17 protein-coding genes and 1 riboswitch are annotated in these 18056 nt (G+C 28.6%); of the genes, 14 read left to right on the forward strand and 3 right to left on the reverse strand.

The genetic code is table 11. The features are described 5' to 3' along the window. Positions 1-72 precede the first annotated feature (72 nt). The 10 genes from AYC61_RS16835 (at position 73) to AYC61_RS16880 (ending at position 10994) form a co-directional block, all read left to right on the forward strand. The gene (locus tag AYC61_RS16835) at positions 73-2748 is read left to right on the forward strand and encodes a calcium-translocating P-type ATPase, PMCA-type (RefSeq protein WP_066505350.1); all 2676 of its coding nucleotides are present in this window, start codon (positions 73-75) and stop codon (positions 2746-2748) included. 103 nt (positions 2749-2851) lie between these two features. Further along, positions 2852-3433: a TerD family protein gene (locus tag AYC61_RS16840; RefSeq protein ID WP_066505352.1), complete on the forward strand. Its 582-nt coding sequence runs from the start codon at positions 2852-2854 to the stop codon at positions 3431-3433. A gap of 123 nt (positions 3434-3556) precedes the next feature. Continuing rightward, positions 3557-3847: a hypothetical protein gene (locus AYC61_RS16845; protein WP_066505354.1), complete on the forward strand. Its 291-nt coding sequence runs from the start codon at positions 3557-3559 to the stop codon at positions 3845-3847. A gap of 106 nt (positions 3848-3953) precedes the next feature. Next, positions 3954-4532 (forward strand): TerD family protein, encoded by a 579-nt coding sequence (locus AYC61_RS16850; protein WP_066505371.1) that lies wholly within the window; start codon positions 3954-3956, stop codon positions 4530-4532. Positions 4533-4559: 27 nt separating this feature from the next. After that, positions 4560-5165, forward strand: coding sequence for a TerD family protein (locus AYC61_RS16855; RefSeq protein WP_066505374.1), 606 nt, complete (start codon positions 4560-4562; stop codon positions 5163-5165). Positions 5166-5647: 482 nt separating this feature from the next. After that, positions 5648-6835, forward strand: a complete 1188-nt coding sequence (locus AYC61_RS16860) for an HpcH/HpaI aldolase/citrate lyase family protein (RefSeq protein WP_066505379.1) — start codon at positions 5648-5650, stop codon at positions 6833-6835. Positions 6836-6877: 42 nt separating this feature from the next. Continuing rightward, the gene (locus AYC61_RS16865; protein WP_066505388.1) at positions 6878-8275 is read left to right on the forward strand and encodes a phosphoribosyltransferase family protein; all 1398 of its coding nucleotides are present in this window, start codon (positions 6878-6880) and stop codon (positions 8273-8275) included. Further along, positions 8247-9386, forward strand: coding sequence for a cysteine protease StiP family protein (locus tag AYC61_RS16870; protein ID WP_338026067.1), 1140 nt, complete (start codon positions 8247-8249; stop codon positions 9384-9386). Before AYC61_RS16865 ends, AYC61_RS16870 begins: the two co-directional genes overlap by 29 nt. Before the next feature lies 1 nt (position 9387). After that, on the forward strand, positions 9388-10188 hold the full coding sequence (locus AYC61_RS16875; protein WP_066505390.1) for an HAD family hydrolase: 801 nt from the start codon (positions 9388-9390) through the stop codon (positions 10186-10188). 365 nt (positions 10189-10553) lie between these two features. Then, positions 10554-10994: a hypothetical protein gene (locus AYC61_RS16880; RefSeq protein ID WP_156456506.1), complete on the forward strand. Its 441-nt coding sequence runs from the start codon at positions 10554-10556 to the stop codon at positions 10992-10994. Positions 10995-11047: 53 nt separating this feature from the next. Here AYC61_RS16880 and AYC61_RS16885 read toward each other — a convergent pair whose 3' ends face one another. The 3 genes from AYC61_RS16885 to AYC61_RS16895 form a co-directional block, all read right to left on the reverse strand. After that, on the reverse strand, positions 11048-11917 hold the full coding sequence (locus AYC61_RS16885) for a YitT family protein (protein ID WP_242866826.1): 870 nt from the start codon (positions 11915-11917) through the stop codon (positions 11048-11050). Between the two features lie 185 nt (positions 11918-12102). After that, positions 12103-12303: riboswitch (cobalamin riboswitch) on the reverse strand. Between the two features lie 165 nt (positions 12304-12468). Beyond that, the gene (locus tag AYC61_RS16890; RefSeq protein ID WP_066505395.1) at positions 12469-13959 is read right to left on the reverse strand and encodes a TolC family protein; all 1491 of its coding nucleotides are present in this window, start codon (positions 13957-13959) and stop codon (positions 12469-12471) included. Positions 13960-14008: 49 nt separating this feature from the next. Then, the gene (locus tag AYC61_RS16895) at positions 14009-15094 is read right to left on the reverse strand and encodes an efflux RND transporter periplasmic adaptor subunit (protein WP_066505397.1); all 1086 of its coding nucleotides are present in this window, start codon (positions 15092-15094) and stop codon (positions 14009-14011) included. A gap of 377 nt (positions 15095-15471) precedes the next feature. Between AYC61_RS16895 and AYC61_RS16900 the strand changes: the two genes are divergently transcribed. The 4 genes from AYC61_RS16900 (at position 15472) to AYC61_RS16915 (ending at position 17580) form a co-directional block, all read left to right on the forward strand. Then, positions 15472-15885 carry a bacteriohemerythrin gene (locus AYC61_RS16900; RefSeq protein WP_066505399.1) on the forward strand — a complete coding sequence of 138 codons (414 nt, stop codon included), beginning with the start codon at positions 15472-15474 and terminating at the stop codon, positions 15883-15885. Positions 15886-15898: 13 nt separating this feature from the next. Beyond that, positions 15899-16249, forward strand: coding sequence for a hypothetical protein (locus AYC61_RS16905; protein WP_066505417.1), 351 nt, complete (start codon positions 15899-15901; stop codon positions 16247-16249). An 87-nt stretch (positions 16250-16336) separates the two neighbouring features. Continuing rightward, positions 16337-17068, forward strand: a complete 732-nt coding sequence (locus AYC61_RS16910) for an HAD family hydrolase (protein WP_066505420.1) — start codon at positions 16337-16339, stop codon at positions 17066-17068. 11 nt (positions 17069-17079) lie between these two features. Then, positions 17080-17580, forward strand: a complete 501-nt coding sequence (locus AYC61_RS16915; RefSeq protein WP_066505426.1) for a D-glycero-alpha-D-manno-heptose-1,7-bisphosphate 7-phosphatase — start codon at positions 17080-17082, stop codon at positions 17578-17580. Positions 17581-18056: the final 476 nt, after the last annotated feature.

The raw sequence follows: 18056 nt of genomic DNA on the forward strand, positions 1-18056 counted from the left end.
AACAAAATTTACTGTAAAACTAGATTTTATAGTATAATTAAAGATATATACATGGTATTAAGGAGGTATAATATGCTAAAAACACATTATGATGGACTAAGTTCATCGCAAGTTGAAGAATCCAAAAAGAAATATGGTACTAATTCATTGTCGGAAATGGAGACAGAAACTTTTTGGGATAAGCTAAAAGAAAATTTTCAAGACCCAATAATTAAAATATTAGTTGTTGCATTAATTATTGATGTTGCGTTTTATTTCTTTGATCAAGTTGAATGGTTTGAACCATTGGGTATAGCAATAGCTGTTTTGATAGCTACATTAGTTGGAACTTATTCTGAATACTCAAATGAACAATCGTTTCAAAAGCTTCAAGAAGAAGCATCAAGGATTAAATGTAAAGTTTACAGAAATGGTAATATAGGCGAAATATTTATTAACGATATAGTAAAAGGAGATTTGATACTTGTTCAGACAGGAGATAAAATACCTATTGATGGGGTACTTGTAGATGGACATGTGAGTGTAGACCAATCAGTTTTAAATGGTGAAAGTAAAGAAGCTGAAAAACATATACCAAAAGAAGATTATAAATATGAAGATGGTAATTCAGATTTCTTGGATGAAAGCAAGATATTTAGAGGAACAGTTGTAGTAGAAGGAGAAGCTATTGTTGAAGCTAAAACAATTGGAGACAGCTCTTTCTATGGTCAACTTGCAAAAGAGCTTCAAGCAGAAGACAGAGAATCTCCATTAAAGGTAAAATTGGGACATTTAGCAGATGGTATAAGTAAATTTGGTTATATAGGTGGTTCATTAATAGCTGCATCATTTATGTTTAAGAAAATAGTACTTAACAGTATGGCAGCTGGAACTCCGATAGCAGCTTATTTTTCTAATATACCACAAGCTGTAAATGATTTGGTAACAGCGATAATATTAGCGATTATTATAATAGTTGTAGCTGTTCCTGAAGGACTTCCAATGATGATAGCAATGGTATTATCACTTAATATGAAAAAACTATTAAAAGATAATATACTAGTTAGAAAGCTTATAGGGATTGAAACAGCAGGTTCATTAAATATCCTATTTAGTGATAAAACAGGAACAATAACTAAAGGACTTTTAGAAGTTATATTATTCTGTGATGGTGAAAATAATCAATATGATTCATATAATAATGTACCAGGTAAGTTAAATAGAATGATGGACTTATCAATAGCTGAGAATACAAGTGCAGTACTTAATATTCAAGATGATGGTACATACAAAGTACTGGGAGGAAACTCAACAGAAAGAGCACTACTTAAATTTGCTAGTGAAAAAGTTATTGACTATGATTTAGAAACAGTTGATAATATACCTTTTAATAGTAAAGATAAATTTTCAGCTACACAAGTTAAAGGTGAGTATAATCTTACACTAGTAAAAGGAGCTCCAGAGAAAATAATAGAAGCATGTACAACATATTATGATAAAGAAGGAAATAAACAAGCATTTGGCAAAGAGAAATTAACAAACATTAACAATAAGATAAATGAACTAGCTGACAGAGCTATAAGAGTACTTGCAATAGCTACATCAGATAAACCAATTGGAGAAGATATATTCAATGAACTTACATTTGTAGGTATAGTAGGTATTAGAGATGACTTGAGAGAAGAATCAGTACAGGCAATTGGTGAAGCAATGGATGCAGGTATCCAGGTAGTTATGATTACTGGTGACAGAAAAGAAACAGCAGTTGCAATAGCAAAAGAGGCAGGACTTATTAAAAATGATACAGACATTGTTCTTACATCTAATGAGTTAAAAGAATTATCAGATGAAAAATTAAAGAAAATGATACCTAATATAAGAGTTATAGCAAGAGCATTACCTACTGACAAGAGTAGACTTGTTAAATTAGCACAGGATTTAGATTTAGTTGTAGGTATGACAGGTGATGGTGTAAATGACTCACCTGCACTTAAAAAAGCAGATGTTGGTTTTGCAATGGGTTCAGGAACTGAGGTTGCTAAAGAAGCAGGAGATATAGTTATATTAGATGACAACTTTAACTCAATAGCTAAAACAGTTCTATATGGTAGAACTATATATAATTCAATAAGAAAGTTTATTGTTTATCAATTAACTGTAAACGTAGGGGCTATATTAATAGCTTTTATAGGACCATTTATAGGTGTGGATTTACCACTTTCTATGACTCAGATGTTATGGGTTAACTTAGTAATGGATACACTTGCTGCATTGTCATTTGGAGGCGAGGCTGCACTTAAGAAGTATATGAAAGAAAAGCCAAAGTCAAGAAAAGAAGCTATCATAAACAAGGATATGTGGAGTTCAATACTTATTAATGGTGGACTAGTAGCAACTCTAAGTGTTTTATTCCTTAAACTTGATGTTTTTAGAAATATATTTAGAATTGGTCCAACTGGAAAAGAAGATATTTATTTCTTGACAGGTTTCTTTTCATTCTTCATATTCCTAAATGTATTTAACATGTTTAATGCTAGAACAGTTGAATTAAACTTATTTGAACATATTAGGGATAATAAAGGGTTCTTAAAGGTAGTAGGTGTAATTGTAGTTGTTCAAATTATTATGGCATATATAGGTGGAGACATATTGAGAACAGCAGGATTAACTTTAAGAGAATGGCTTATAATAACCGCTCTTGCACTTATAATTATTCCTGTAGATTTAATTAGAAAAGCTATTAGAAATGCAATGAGAGCAAAAGCGTAAGAATATATTATGTAATTAAAATTAAATAAATAATATTTAATAATAAAGAATAAATAAATAATAAGCAAATTAAAAAAATATTAAAATAGAAAGGATGATAAAAATGGCTGTAAGCTTAAAAAAAGGACAAAAGGTAGATTTAACAAAAACAAATCCGGGGTTAACAAAGGTTATTGCAGGTTTAGGATGGGATGTAAATAAATATGATGGAGGCAATGATTTCGATTTAGATACAGCTGCATTCCTTTTGGGTGAAAACGGTAAAGTATCAGGTGAAGTAGATTTCGTATTCTATAATAATTTAAATCACCCTTCTGGTTCAGTATCTCATTTAGGAGACAATAGAACAGGTGAAGGTGAAGGCGATGATGAGCAGATTAAAATAAATTTAGCTTCTGTACCTCAAGAGGTAAATAAAATTGATTTCACTGTTACAATTCATGATGCTCAAGCAAGAGGTCAAAACTTTGGTCAAGTATCAAATGCTTATATAAGAATATTTAACGAAGAAACTAACGAAGAATTGTTAAGATATGATTTAAGTGAAGATTACAGTATAGAAACCGCTGTTGTGGTTGGAGAACTATACAGACATGGAGCAGAGTGGAAATTCTCAGCTGTTGGAAGTGGTTTTGAAGGTGGCTTAGGAGCTTTATGTGGTAATTTTGGTATTAATATTGGATAAAAGATGAATAAGGGACGTTTCAAAATGGAGAACATTTTGAAACATCCCTAAAGATTTAAATACTACATCGCATTTATTCAAAATCATGTGAATATTAGATTTAATATGAAAAGGGGAGAATTGATGAATAAAAAAGTAATGTTATTAATTATTTTAGTAATTATTACATCAATATTTCTTTCAGGATGCATGCCAGGAGACGGAGCATGTGATCCATCTGATGAAGCAGGATTCTTTAGTGGAATTTGGCATGGATGGATTGCACCAATTTCATTAGTGTTTGGATTGTTTGATAAAAATATAAGAATATATGAAGTTTATAATAGAGGATGGCTATATGACTTCGGGTTTTATATAGCACTTATTGGTGGTTTTGGTGGTTTTAATTTAGTAAGAAATAAAAAGAAAAAATAAATAAACTTAGTGAGGAAGTATAGTTTACATTAAAGAGTTAAAAAATATTACATCTTTAATGATAATTTGTTAATATATAAGTAAAAGTAATAAGGAGGGTTAAATAATGTCTATTAATTTATCAAAAGGTCAAAAAATAGATTTAACAAAATCAAATCCAGGATTGAAGAAAGTTGTCATAGGTTTAGGCTGGGATACTAATCATTATGATGGAGGATACGAATTCGATTTAGATGCATCTGCATTTTTAGTTGGATCAAATGGAAAAGTAAATAATGATTTAGATTTTATTTTTTACAACAATCTTACTCATTCAAGCGGTTGTATTGTTCATACAGGAGATAACAGAACTGGTGAAGGAGAAGGTGATGATGAGCAAATTATTATTGATTTCTCTGTAGTACCACAAGAAATTGATAAAATAGCTATAACAGTTACTATACATGATGCTGTAACAAGAAGCCAAAATTTTGGTCAGGTTTCTAATGCATTTGTAAGAGTAGTAAATGAAGAAACTGGAGCAGAATTAATAAGATATGATTTAACAGAGGATTTTTCAGTAGAAACTGCTTTAGTTTTCTGTGAATTATATAGACATGGTGGAGAATGGAAATTCTCAGCTGTAGGAAGCGGATTCCAAGGTGGTTTAGCAGCCCTTTGTGGAAACTATGGCTTAAGTGTTTAATGTGATATATAATAGGAGGATAAAAAAATGGCTATTAATTTAACAAAAGGTCAAAGGATAAGCTTGACCAAAGAAGATGCTTCATTATCAAGAATAATGGTTGGATTAGGCTGGGATCCTGTACAATCAAATTCTGGCGGTGGATTATTAAAGAGTTTATTTAACTCACAACCTGATATTGATTGTGATGCTTCAGTTTTTATGCTTAATGCGAATGATAAATTAGAAAACAATAAGCATGTTGTATATTTTGGAAATCTAAAATCTGCTGATGGTAGTATTAGTCATATGGGAGACAATTTGACTGGTGATGGAGATGGTGATGACGAGCAGATTATGGTAAATTTAAGTATGGTACCACAAAATATGCAAAAGCTTGTATTTGTTGTTAACATATATGATTGTATTAAAAGAAGACAGCATTTTGGTTTAATACAAAATGCATTTATAAGAATTGTAAATCTTGATAATAATAAAGAATTAATTAGATTTAATCTTACTGATCAGTACTCTAATATGACAGCATTAACAGTAGGAGAATTATATAGGCATGGAAGTGAATGGAAATTTATGGCTGTAGGTCAAGGTTCTAAAGATACTTCTTTAGGAGATATGGCTAGAAGGTATAAATAAAACATGTACCATGAACTATTAGGAGATGATTAATTCATCTCCTTTGTTTGTTGAATGACTGAAAGAGTATTTTTTATAAAAAAAAGACTTTTAATAACATAAAGGAAATTATACAATTTTAAGCTGTGAAAAATTATATTTTATAGCCTTAATTATTATATAACGTTGAATAAGATACTTTATAATTTTGAATCTCATATTAAGTTTCTTCAAATTTTTTCTTTATTCATTAGGTAAGTGACTCACATAAAACGGAGCTTCAAGTGTGCTATTCAAATCAATTTGGGTCACTACTCATAATTTTTTAAAATAATCTGGATTGAATATAGTTTTAGGTAAAGTTAACATAAGATTTAAATAGTAGATTTTGTTCTGAAAACAGCTGTGTTTAATTTTAGTAAACAAATTTAATATTACCTGCGGTTAGGAATGTTATAGTACGGGTTACAATATTGAAAGTACTTATTTAGGAGGGTTATTAATTGAAATATTTTAGTTACTTGAAACAAGACCAAATTAGGTCTATTTTTTATAAAGAACCTGAGCGTTTTAGCAGGAATGATTCAAAGGAGAAATTAGCTTATGCATTAGGTTCTACTTTATACATGCCTGCAACTAGAGAACACATCATAGAAGATATTTTAAAAAATATGAAAAAAGGACTTATGACTATAGTATTATGTTTAGAAGATGCAATAGGGGATAATCAAGTTAAAGCTGCAGAACAAAATTTAATACAAAATATGGAGAAACTTAATTGTTTAATTGAAGATAATCAAATAAGCTATGATGACATTCCTTTATTATTTATTAGAATAAGGAATGCAGAGCAGATGAGCAGATTAGCAAGTGCACTTTCAGATAAGCTGAATTTAATTACTGGTTTTGTTTTTCCTAAATTCTCATATGATAAAGGCGAGGAATATTTTAAAGAATTAGAAAGAATAAATAAAGAAACAGATAATATTATATATGGTATGCCAATATTAGAAAGTAAAGAAATAATATATAGCGAGAGTAGAAAAGCTGAGTTATATAAATTGGCTCAGATTTTTGATAAATATAATGAATTAGTTTTGAATGTGAGGATAGGAGCAACGGATTTTTGCAGCCTTTTTGGTATAAGAAGAAGTTATAGTGCAAGTATATATGACATACAGGTTATTCGTGATTGTATTGGTGATATAGTGAACGTATTATGTAGAGTAGATAGAAACTTTGTGGTTTCAGCACCTGTATGGGAGTATTTTTCTAGCGGAGATAGATTGTTAAAACCACTACTAAGAAGTACACCATTTACTAAAAAATTCGGAGAAAAAATGGGAACTGAGATGAGAGCTCAACTGTTAAATCAATATTTAGATGGGTTATTGAGAGAGATTGAACTTGATAAAGCAAATGGTTTGTGTGGAAAAACTATAATTCATCCTAGTCATATTGTTCCAGTACAATCTATGTATGTAGTAACACATGAAGAATATACAGATGCGTTAGGTATTATGAAAAACCAAAATGGTGATATAGGTGTATTTAAAAGTGAATATAGTAATAAAATGAACGAAATTAAACCACATATCAATTGGGCACGAAAAGTTCTTAGTCGTGCTGAAATTTATGGAGTATTCAACAAAGAAATGAAATATTTGGACTTATTATACTATAGTGTATAGGATATAGATAAGTTTATTAATTAACGAAAGGAGAAAGTGTTTGTGAAGCAGTCTTTCTACCAATATAATATTAATGATAATTATAATATAAAAATAAATGTTAATAAAAATCCGTATGATATTGAATTAGATAATTTGTTCTGCATGGCAGCTAGGAAAAATTTAAAAAGAAAATTCCTATTTGTTAGTAAAGTGTTAGGAAAGCATGTACCAATTGATCCTAAAATAGCCTTATTAACAGGTAGATTATTGAGTATAAAATATATAGAAAATATTTATGGACAGAAGTTTGAGCTGACTAATGAAATATGCGACATTATAAATGGTGGTAGATATTCTCAAGAAAAATACTTACAAATCAACAAAAAGCGACTCGACTTACCAGAAGAAACATTAATAATTGGTTTTGCTGAAACCGCTACAGCCTTAGGTCATAGTTTTTTTGACAGTTTTGAAAACAATGCATTTTATTTGCACACAACTAGAGACATTGTAATGACACCTAATGATTCAATTTCATTTGAAGAAGAACATTCTCATGCAACAAGTCATAGGTTATTTCCATTAAAAACTTCTATTCTTAAATCTGATGCACCTATAGTTTTTGTAGATGATGAGATTACGACAGGTAAAACTACTATAAATATTATAGAATCCATACAAAAAAAATATCCTAGAAAAAGATATTGTATAGTTTCTATACTAGATTGGAGAAGTAAAAAAGACAAAGAGTTATTTAAACAAAAAGAAGAAGAATTAGGAATAAAAATAGATACTGTTTCTTTAATATCTGGTGAAATAGCTTATAATAACGTGAATTCAGAGTACTTTAATGAAGAAGAAAAAAATATTGATAAATCGAAAACAAAAGATTTTTCGCTAGAGTATATATACTTAGATAACATATTTACCGATATTGTTAATAGCCAATCTATTGATAGTAACAATAATATAAATACATGTTGTTATTTAAAGCATACAGGGCGATTTGGTATAGATAATATTGACAATGAAAAGCTCGAAAATTTAGCTAATATTTGTGGTGAAAAACTAAAAAATATGAGAACAGGTTCTAAAACACTTTGCTTAGGTACAGAGGAATTTATGTATATACCTATGAAAATAGCAACCTATATGGGAGTTGGAATAAAATATCATTCTACTACAAGAAGTCCTATTTATGCTAGTAAAACTCAAAAATATGGAGTTCAAAACAAATATACATTTAAAAGTCCGAATGATAACAGTGTACAAAATTTCGTTTATAATATCCCTAAAAACTATTATGATGATATATTTGTTTTTCTTGAAAGGGAAGGTTTAGATGGAAGTTTGGAATCTTTTATAGAAGCTATAAAAGGAACAGGAGTCAAAAAGGTTTATATAGTTACACATGCTACAAGTAAAAGAGGTGATTTGGTTGATAGAAAACAAGCATGATAATTCAGCAAATATGTTTATAAAAAGTAGTTATAGTAAAGATGATGTTATATTTCTCTTAAAGGATATAGGTGAACTGATTAAAGAGCAAAATAATGAACAGAGAGAACAAGCTATACAATCAGGTATTCATTATTCTGAAATGCTTCCTATAGAATATAAGCCTTCAGAAAAATACATGGATATATTCTACAAAGGATTAAAGCAAAATAGAAATAAAATAGCTGTTGCTGTTGGAGTAGTAGCTGAGAGAATACTAGCACTTAGAGGAGAAGATTTAGTATTTGTTTCCTTAGCAAGAGCAGGTTCACCGGCTGGTATTTTGTTGAAAAGATATTTGAAATATAAATATGATATAGATATACCTCATTATAGCATTTCAATCATCAGAGGTAAGGGTATTGATGAAAATTCTATCAAATATATACTTAGAAAGCATCCGAATAGACAAATCCAGTTTATAGATGGATGGACTGGCAAGGGAGCTATTACAAACGAACTATCGAAAGCATGTAAAAATTTCAATGAAAAATATTTAACTAATATAGATGATAGGCTTGCTGTAATAGCTGACCCAGCACATTGTACTACTATTTATGGTACAAGAGAAGATTTTTTGATTCCAAGTGCTTGTTTGAATTCAACAGTATCTGGTTTAGTAAGTAGAACAGTTCACAGGAAGGATTTAATAGGTGAAGATGATTTTCATGGAGCGAAATTTTATGAAGAATTGATAGATGAAGATGTTTCAAATTTATTCATAGATACAATTGCTGAACAATTTAAGTATATAGATGATAAAGTTGCATGTGGGATAAAAGAAATCGAAAGTAATGAATACAATCTAAAAACTACATGGATTGGATTAAAGGATGTTCAAAGACTTCAAAGTGAATTTGATATACAAAACATAAATTTTATTAAACCTGGAGTAGGAGAAACTACCAGAGTTTTATTGAGAAGAGTACCGTGGAAAATACTTATCAAAGAAGAATCAGCTAGTCTAGAGCATATAATACAACTTGCAAAAGAGAGAAATGTACCTGTAGAAAAATATGATTTATTAGCTTATGAATGCTGTGGGTTAATAAAAAGTCTAAGGAGAGAATAAAATGCTTTATGCTAGTGATTTGGATAGGACTCTTATATATAGTAAAAAATTAATTAACGAAGAAATTTTAAACACATCTGATGTACGTATAGTAGAAAAATTTGAAGGTTACCCTATATCATACATGACGCAAAAGTCCATAGATTTATTAAAATCAATAAAGGATAGACTACTGTTTGTACCGGTTACTACAAGGACATTAGAACAGTTTAGGCGTATAAAAATAGTACAAGAACTAGATTTAAAATATTCTGTAGTAGCAAATGGTGGCATTATATTAGAAAATAATAAAATTAGTGAAATATGGCGTAAAACTATATTTAGAAAAATAACTGATAACTGTATTAATATAAATGATGCTATAAAAGAATTTGAAAGGATTAAATCGGATGTTTGGGTAAAAAAGCTTAGAATAGCAGATGATATGTTTTTTTACTGCATAATAGAGGAAGATAATATACCAGAGAAAGAATTACAAGCTTACTCTAAATGGCTGGAAACACAAAATTGGATTACTACAAGGCATGGCAGAAAGTTATATTTTATTCCTAGATATGTTAATAAAGGCGATGCAGTTAAATTTATAGCCCAAAGAGAAAATATAAGTGATATAGCTGCATCAGGGGATTCTTCTTTGGATTTAGATATGGCGAAGGTATGTAATTATTTTATAGTACCAAAGCATGGGGGCATATGTGATATAGCAGACAACAAAATGAAGTGCATGAATTATACGACTGTAAAGGGTATACTAGCTGCAGAGGAGATATTAAAGCTTACAGCTGATTATTTTAATATTTAATAGATATTATTTTGTAATTTATAAAAATTATTATTTTAAATTTAGCAAATAAGAAACTTTTCTAAACCAACCTTCTTGATTAATTATAATAAGTTTTCAGGAAGGTTTGTTTTATATCAAAATAAAATATTTACTATAGTTAATAATTACAAATTCAATTATTATAACCAATTATTAATAAATAAAATATATTTATCATTGAATAGCTTAAAATATGATAGTAATACATATGGTACAAAATATAATAGAATCCATTCTTAAAAATTACAAAATTAGACAACGATTTAATGTTATAATGAACAAGGAATAGAAAAATATGAAAAAGGGGTGTAATACGTATATTTTGGTATAATAGAATGGAAACAATGAAAAAAATATTTCTAATTGTATTTTTAATAATCGTAATGACAATAGCTTATTATCAAATACCTCAGAGAATGACTGATAAAGCGTCTGATATTAAATTTGATAGAATAGTAATAAATCAAATGGTATTAGATAAAAATGGTGCGTTTTGTAATAGTGCAATAACTATAAACGATAAAGCTAAGATAGATGAGTTATATAATTTTCTGTTTACTCGCAAATATAAAAGAGTATGGTATAAAGATTACTTAAAGTACAGTGGTAAAACATATATGATTTTTTTCTCTAAAAGCAATCAACTTGAAATTTCAGTTGAAATACTTGGTGATATGTATATTCAAATCATATTTAATGAAGAACTTAATAAAAAACGATATAGTAAAACTTATAGATTAGATAAAGATTTTGATACTAAATATATTGAAAAAATGTTTGAGTGAAGCAGATAAAAAAATGGATGTCTAAGATTATTTTGAGACGCCCATTTTTTATATTATAGATTTTTTAACGCTAAATCAAAGCCTTCACCTAAAACTTCATGAACATAATGTACAGATACAAAAGCATGTTGATCAACTGATTTTATATAATTTTTCAATTGTATGTATTCTCTTCTATTTAATACAACATTAATGATGTTTTTATTATTGTTTGAAAAGCCTCCAACCGCTTTATAAAGAGTAGTACCTCTTTCAAGTTCATTAATAATAAAGTCATTTATTTTACTATTTTCATTACTTACAACAACAACATTTATTTTTGCTTTTAATTGGGCAATAAACTTATCTATTAATAGAGCATTAGTTATAATGCCTAATAAAGCGTATAATCCTAATTTTATACCAAAAACTAAGCCTGCTGAAAGAGTTATTAAGAAATCAGATAGTAACAACGCCTTGCCAATTTCAATATTTGTAAATTTATTTATAATCTTTGCAACAATATCTGTACCACCAGTAGATGCATTTTGAAAAAACACAATCCCCATTCCAATGCCTTGAATTAATATACCAAAAATTAGATTCAGTAAGATATCATCTACAAGTGGTTTTGTAAGAGGTGATATTTTTCCTAAAAATGATATCATACCCGTTAGTAAAAAACTACAATAAATAGTGTAACCACCAAAATCTTTACCAATAATTAAAAACGCAAGTGTGAATAGTATAATATTTGAGATAAACATAATAATGTCAATATGAATATATGGAAATAAATGATTTATAACCATTGCAAGTCCTGTTATTCCACCAACAGCTAAATTTGCAGGTATCAAGAAATAGTATAGTCCTACTGCCATTATTGTTATTCCTAAATTAATTAATAAAAATTTATAAACTTTTTTCTCCATCTTTTTCACCATCACTTATTATTTTTTGAACATCTACTATTAGATCTACTGGAAATATACAGAACACAAAAAACTAGCACAAAAATGGCTAGTTTACTCACAACTATAAACCTTTCATTTAGAAAAGGGGTGACTAAAACAAAGTTGAAAAACTATTCTACTGAAATTTAACACTTGCTCATCCTCGTGAGTAATAATTAGTGCCCTTATTATTGGCAGGTCTCCTGACTTAGGAATCAACGTATCTTATACCTTCCCATACATTTTAGTACAGTGGTTGCAACAAGACACTATCCATTACAGTGGCGGGACCGTGTTGGAATTAAACCAAACTTCCCTATTAAGTAAATAATAAAATTATATAATTTTATTTTTACACCAATAATACCTATGAAATTGTAAGAATTACTAATTAAGAAATCGTTCTCTCAAAGTATATATTAAAAGAAATATAACGTCAAGAAATTAATCAGAATATCTTTTATTCCTTTTAAAATAAAAACCCCTTGCAAGGATTATGATATATTTGCAAGAGGTTTTGAGTTATATTTAATCTATTTTTACTAATATTGTCCAATGGAATTAAGGTATTTAGTTATGCTGAGATTTTTAGCATGTTCTATTTCAACAACTTTTTCTTCAACTTCAGCTAATTTCTCGCTGGCTGATAGGACTTCCATTATAGTGCCTCCTAATTCCTCGGAATTTATTGATTTAAGGCTTGAACTACCATAGCCTATACCTTCATTATATCTATAAGTTGCTATTTGTAGATTTGCCTGCATTTGCTCAACGCTATTTCTCACATGTTCATACATTTTGCCTGTCGCTACCATTGTTTCATAAGACTTTCTTATATCAGCTTCTACCTCTTTTTTCTGAATTTCAAGGTTTATATTTGAATATTCTTTTTTATATAAAGCTTCTTTGTATTGATTTGTTATATCAGGATATGTTCTAGCAGTTAATTCATGATTCAGGCTGTCAATTATATATTGTCCCATTGCCTGTTGAATTTCAAGTCTTTTTTCTAATCCCTGCTTAATTCCATCTTCTAAAGAAGGTATATTTTCAGCGGACAAATTTACTTCGGCTATAGTTATGTTGGCATCTAATGGGATATTTAAGGTGTTTTTTAAATCAATTTTAGCATTTTTTTCATCCGATATAGCTTTTTCTAAATCTGCTTTCATAAGTTCTACTTGTGATTTTGCTAGTAATAAATCATCTTTAGCCCTTAAACCTTCATCATAAGCATTTTTTATAATTTCAAATTGACCGTTTGCTCTATCTAAGGATTTTTGTTTTACGTTAGCTATTTTTTTCATTTTTAAAACTTCATAATAGTTTTTTTCAACAAGCATTGCTATTTGTTTTTTACTGATTTCATATCCTGCTTTAGTTATGTCATAGGTAATATCTGCAATGACATCCATTAACTCAGTAGTTGATTTGATGCCTAGTTTTACATTCGTGGTTATTCCTAGGTTCATTGATAGAACGCTGTTGGCTTCTTTGTTTGCATCATCAAGTTCTTGCTTTCCAGCTTGTAATCGATCTAATGCTTGTTGGCTTTGATTGTCTATTTCTTTTTTCATTCCTTCAATGGCTTGGTTTATAGCAGTTTTATCGTTACCTTTACTTTTAAGTAGTCTATAGGTATCTTCGTCAATAGTATTTTTTATATCTTCTAATGTTTTAGTAGGATCATCTGAGCTTTGCAAAGCTTGATTAAGACCATCCAGATTCTTTTTTATTCCTTCAGCTTCCTTTTTACCTTTATAGTAGCTGTTCCACTTATCACTCAAGGTATCATCATTATCCAAAATCTTTTTAGTGTTTTTGTTAGTTCGTTTTTTGTTAAATTCACTTATTTTTAGTTCTTGCCTTATTTGTTTTATAGTTAAGTTATTTTCCATTGCAACGTTTATACACTCATCAAGTGTATAATTATCATAGTTTTTTGCCACTATAGTTTCTCCTTCAGCGTATGATAAAAGGAGAGATGTAAAGAATAAAACTACTGCTAATATTGAACAAATTTTCTTTTTCATATCTTATACTCCTTTAAAATAAATTTAATCTGTTCATATCCTTATACCTCTAGTCTTCAATTCTAACTTTATCTCCATTAACTAACATACTAATACCTTGAATTACAAGTTTATCATTATCGTTAAGACCTGTAACCTTAGCGGAGGTTTCATGAATAGATTCAATTTGTATTATTTTTTCATTTGCAATATCATTATTGACAACATATACATAGTCTTGACTATTTGATTTTATGCTTTTAATAGGTATCCAAATACCATTTTCTTCACCAATTTGTATGTCTACATTAACTATGAATCCAATTTTAAAATTATTTTCATTTAATGCTAGTTCAACATTATAAGTTCTAGTATCAGTATCAGGAAGTTCACTAATATTAGTTATTGTTCCTTCGACTACTGTATTATTAGCTTTTATTTGCGCTGTATCACCAAGTTTAGTTTTTACGATATCTTCTTGTGTCAGCCCAACGTTGACTATTTTATTATCATTTCTAACTACAACAACAGGATAACCTGCACTTACCATTTCACCTTCTTTAAAAAGAGTATCAACAATATAGCCATTTGAATCAGCCTTTAAGGTTGCATCCTGTAGTAAACTTTCTTTATAGTCAAAATCAACTTTTGCTTGATTTTTTAGTTCATTTGCTTGGTTTAATTCTGATTGTCTTATATCAAGTTGTAGCTTGGCTTCTTCATATTTTTGTTTTGAAATTGCATTTTTTTCATACATGTTTTTAATTCTCTCATATGTATCATTAGCAAAGTTATAAGCGTCTAGAGCCTTAGTATATTGTGACTTTGAAGCATCTAATTGAGCTTTAGATGCTTCGTATGAAAACCTTAAATCCTTAGTATCAAGTTTTGCTAATAGAGAACCTTTAGAAATTTTTTCACCTTTAGTAATATAAACTTTTTCAATTTTGCCGGGACTTTTAAAACCTAATTTTTTTATTTCATTATAATTAACAGTACCAATATAATTTAGTAAAACTGGTTTTGTCTCATTTTTCAATGTTATTGTTTTTACAGGCTTTATTGTATCTGCTTGTTGAACGGGTATTTCATTGGAACATGATATTCCAAGAATACACATCATAATTGCAATACTTATAGTGAATATCTTTTTCATATTATTACCTCCTAGATATTAGTGTATATATGTTTTCTATTATTTAGATGTTTATTATTTGATATTAAATAAAATACATATAAACGTGTATAGACTTATTCATTTTTAATATATCATTTACACCATTTAATTACAATTATGTCAATAAAAATAAAGAGATTTTTAATTGATTTTTTAAATGTCTAGCAATTAGATGTAAAAATGAAACACAATGACATAAAATATTCAAAAATAATAATTCTAAGTAATATATATTAAAGTTTTCGATATTGAAATAATTCCACTAACAGATTTATAAAAGTAATTATTAATCTGAAATGGCTTTTTTCTATTGTTATTAAGTGATATAATAATAAACTAAAATAGGGGTGATATAAATGTTTGAATGGAAGGAAGAATATAGTGTACAAATAAAGGATATTGATAATCAGCATAAAAAACTTTTATCAATAGGAGAAGAACTATTTTATATAGTTTCAGGCAAAAGTGATATAGATCATTATGATGAGATAATAAGTATTCTAAAAGAATTAGAGGAGTATACTATTTATCATTTTGGATATGAAGAGGCTTTGATGCAAAAATATAATTATGATGAATTTCTAGGACATAAAGAAGAGCATAATAAGTTTATTAATAAAATAAAAGGAATAACAACCGACAGTGTTGATGAGGCACAGGTTACTATATCTATGGATATAATAATGTTTATTGCAGATTGGATTGAGCATCATATTTTAAAGAGTGACCATAAATATAAAGAACTATTAAAAGAAAAAATAAACCATTGATAGAAGTGATATGATGAAAAAATTTGAAATTAGCAATTTTAAAATGATGAGTGACTTTGATATTAGAATATTGAGAGAAGAAAATGATGACGTTGACATAATTGTAGCTATAGGAGATAGAGTTGTTAATCTTATTTTTAATGATATTATTGAAGGCTTGGGTAGCAGAATACAATTTGTCGATATTAAAAACATTATAGTTAGATTTAATAAGTCAAAGAATTTAAATATATGTACAATTCACATGTTAAAAAAAATAGATTTATTTTCAGCAGTAGCTAATTTTGAGATTGACTATTCAAAATATTGTATCTGCGTTGAAGCTAAAGAAGGTTTTGTGAAAATGTATTTAGATTCATATTAGTCTAAACAATATGGTGTATATTAACGATATATAAGTAAAATACATATAATAAAAAAAGATTTATTTAGTAATGTTAGGAGGAATTCAATGTCTTATGTTGCAGCTTTTTTTGATATTGACGGAACATTATATAGAAATTCATTGATGATACAACACTTTAAAAAATTGATAAAATACGAAGTAATAGATCCATCAAGATGGTATGACCATGTAAAAAATACTTATTCAAAATGGGAAAGCAGATATGGAGACTTTGAAGAATATCTTGAGGAACTTGCAGCAGTTTATGTAGATGCATTAAAAGGTGTAAACAAAGAACATATTGATTTCATAGCGAGCCAAGTAATAAAAGTAAATGGGGACAAAGTATACAGATATGCCAGAACTAGAATACAGTGGCATAAAAATAGGGGAGACAAAGTGTTTTTTATCTCAGGGAGTCCTGATTTTTTAGTTGATAAGATGGGGAAAAAATATGGCGTTACAGAATGTAGAGGTAGTAAATATATTGTTGATGAGAACTATAATTTCACGGGAGAAATAGTGAAAATGTGGGATTCGGAAAACAAACAAAAAATGCTAGATACTTTTGTTAAGCAATATAACATAGATTTGCATAATAGTTATTCATATGGAGATACTACAGGTGACATATCAATGCTTAAAATGGTAGGGAATCCTATTGCTATAAATCCAAATAAAGAACTTCTTACTTTTATAAAAAATGATAAAGAGCTTTATAACAAGATTCAAGTAATTGTTGAGAGAAAAGATATAATTTATAAGCTTGGTGCAGACGTACAAACTATAAATGATTAAGAGGTGTAAAAATGACAAGAGCGTTGTTTTTAGATAGAGATGGGGTTATAAATGATAATAAAAGACCAGTTAATAAACCTCAAGATTTAATAATATATGATAATGTAAAAAATGGACTCCAAAGAGCCAATGAAAATGGGTATGATATTTTTGTAGTTACTAATCAAGGAGGAATTGAGCTAGGTTTTATGACACATTCTGATTTAAAAGAAGTACATGCTGAAATGGTTAGACAATTAAAGCCATATTGCACAATCAAAGATATAATGTATTGTCCTGATTATCATAGAAAATCTAAATATAGGAAACCAGAGCCTGGAATGTTACTAGAATTACGTGATAAGTATTCTATTGATATGAATCAAAGTTGGATGATAGGAGATATGGAAACGGACATAACTGCTGGTAAAAGGGCAGGATGTAAAACAGCTAAAATTGGGAAGAGGAGTAAACAAGCTGATATAAATGGATCAAATTTGGAAGAGGTAGTAAATAAAATTTTAGAGATGTAAACATAAGAAAAGCTGTTCAAGGTAATCAGATAGTACCTTGAACAGCTTTTAAGTAGCACCTCTTATTTAGATGAAATAACTGAATAAGAGGTGCTTTTTATATACTAGGAGAGTTCTACTTTTGTAATATTAGTTCAAAATAATTGTTAATAGCTAGGGTCAACCTTTGAGGTAAATCTGGTTCAATGTTTTTGTGTGAAGCCATACAAGACATTTTTTTTACTCGGAGATGCCTACATTTTTCTGATAATATAAAGATGAAAAAATATAGGCATCAATGTCGTGGTCAAAAAATGTCATGTAGCTTCTAAAGAATTTATTGGTTTGATTTCTTTAGGGTAAGGCTCTGTGAGTATGAAGTCATTAGATGATGGTGGTTCATTACCAAATGGAAAGGGCACGAATCTGAGAATCTTTGCTGGTTCCTGTAAAGAAGCAATTTTTTTCATTTAATAAAAGCTGAAAAAATTGCTTCT

Source organism: Abyssisolibacter fermentans (assembly GCF_001559865.1).
Classification (GTDB): domain Bacteria; phylum Bacillota; class Clostridia; order Tissierellales; family MCWD3; genus Abyssisolibacter; species Abyssisolibacter fermentans.

Excerpts from the sequence above, each read along its gene's own strand:
- AYC61_RS16850 (WP_066505371.1), top strand. The coding sequence starts at position 3,954 with ATGTCTATTAATTTATCAAAAGGTCAAAAAATAGATTTAACAAAATCA.
- AYC61_RS16890 (WP_066505395.1), bottom strand. The coding sequence starts at position 13,959 with ATGAAAAAGAAAATTTGTTCAATATTAGCAGTAGTTTTATTCTTTACA.
- AYC61_RS16875 (WP_066505390.1), top strand. The coding sequence starts at position 9,388 with ATGCTTTATGCTAGTGATTTGGATAGGACTCTTATATATAGTAAAAAA.
- AYC61_RS16885 (WP_242866826.1), bottom strand. The coding sequence starts at position 11,917 with ATGGTGAAAAAGATGGAGAAAAAAGTTTATAAATTTTTATTAATTAAT.
- AYC61_RS16835 (WP_066505350.1), top strand. The coding sequence starts at position 73 with ATGCTAAAAACACATTATGATGGACTAAGTTCATCGCAAGTTGAAGAA.
- AYC61_RS16895 (WP_066505397.1), bottom strand. The coding sequence starts at position 15,094 with ATGAAAAAGATATTCACTATAAGTATTGCAATTATGATGTGTATTCTT.
- AYC61_RS16905 (WP_066505417.1), top strand. The coding sequence starts at position 15,899 with ATGAAAAAATTTGAAATTAGCAATTTTAAAATGATGAGTGACTTTGAT.
- AYC61_RS16900 (WP_066505399.1), top strand. The coding sequence starts at position 15,472 with ATGTTTGAATGGAAGGAAGAATATAGTGTACAAATAAAGGATATTGAT.
- AYC61_RS16845 (WP_066505354.1), top strand. The coding sequence starts at position 3,557 with ATGAATAAAAAAGTAATGTTATTAATTATTTTAGTAATTATTACATCA.
- AYC61_RS16880 (WP_156456506.1), top strand. The coding sequence starts at position 10,554 with ATGAAAAAAATATTTCTAATTGTATTTTTAATAATCGTAATGACAATA.
- AYC61_RS16855 (WP_066505374.1), top strand. The coding sequence starts at position 4,560 with ATGGCTATTAATTTAACAAAAGGTCAAAGGATAAGCTTGACCAAAGAA.
- AYC61_RS16840 (WP_066505352.1), top strand. The coding sequence starts at position 2,852 with ATGGCTGTAAGCTTAAAAAAAGGACAAAAGGTAGATTTAACAAAAACA.
- AYC61_RS16910 (WP_066505420.1), top strand. The coding sequence starts at position 16,337 with ATGTCTTATGTTGCAGCTTTTTTTGATATTGACGGAACATTATATAGA.
- AYC61_RS16915 (WP_066505426.1), top strand. The coding sequence starts at position 17,080 with ATGACAAGAGCGTTGTTTTTAGATAGAGATGGGGTTATAAATGATAAT.